The sequence below is a fragment of the Deinococcus rhizophilus genome, from assembly GCF_030271215.1.
In the GTDB taxonomy this organism is placed as follows: Bacteria; Deinococcota; Deinococci; order Deinococcales; family Deinococcaceae; genus Deinococcus; species Deinococcus rhizophilus.
On record NZ_JASNGB010000338.1, the window covers coordinates 1 to 1,017 of the forward strand.

Here is a 1,017-nt window from a genome sequence, read left to right on the forward strand (position 1 = left end):
CTCCCACAGGGCACCCACGTCCAGCGCCGCGAGGTCGAGCGTGCCGCCGGGCCGCAGCGGAAGATCGGCGGGAAAGCTCCCGGTCACCCGCGCCGGGCCGACACTCGCCGCCAGCGCGAGCGGTCCGGCCCCGGTCAGCCGGGCGCCAAGCGCTCCACCCGGCACCGTGCCCGTGGCCCGCAGGTCGCCCAGCCAGCCGGTGCGGGCATTCCAGCCCGTCACCCCGTCCAGCCGCACGCGGGTGTCCCCGGCGACGTAGGGGGCGTGGACAGTCAGCCGGGCCGTTTGCAGGCCCGCCAGTGCCCCCGACCCCAGCCGCCCGCGCAGGGTTCCGGCCAGGGCCTCGCCGCCGAGTTCGGCCTTCCAGTCGCGCCCGAACAGCCGCGCGGTGACGCGGGTGCCCGGGGCCTGCAGGCCACCNGGACAGTCAGCCGGGCCGTTTGCAGGCCCGCCAGTGCCCCCGACCCCAGCCGCCCGCGCAGGGTTCCGGCCAGGGCCTCGCCGCCGAGTTCGGCCTTCCAGTCGCGCCCGAACAGCCGCGCGGTGACGCGGGTGCCCGGGGCCTGCAGGCCACCCACCCCGCCGCTGAGGGCCCCCTGCACCCGCACGTCGGGCTTGCCCAGCGACCCCAGCACCTGCCCGGTGTACTCGCCGGGGAGGGCGCCTTGCAGGGTGGCCTTCGCGCTGAGGCGCAGTTCCGGAAAAGCGGGGCCGCTCGCCCGGAAGGTGCCCAGCCCGTTCGGCAGCGTGCCCGCCCCGCCCTGCACCCGCAGCACCCCGCCCGCATAGGTCGCCGGGGCGCGGAAGGTCACGCCCGCGACCTCGCCCTCGGTGTCCAGCCGCAGCTCGCGCAGGGTGCCGCTCACACTGCCGCTGACCCGCCCGTCGGTGCCTGCCAGCGGCCCCAGGTCGGGGATGTCGACCCGGCCCGTGACCGCCCAGTCGTCTGGCGTCCGGTTCAGGTTCAGCGCCAGGGTGCCGCCCGCCAGCGTGCCGCGCAGGGTCGCGCCCGCCTCC

1 protein-coding gene is annotated in these 1,017 nt (G+C 78.0%); it reads right to left on the reverse strand.

The window, feature by feature from the left end; genetic code table 11:
• The coding region (locus QOL99_RS17205) for a hypothetical protein (RefSeq protein ID WP_285525625.1) at window positions 1–237 on the reverse strand (237 nt) is incomplete at its 3' end.
• Between the last annotated feature and the right edge of the window lie 780 nt (window positions 238–1,017).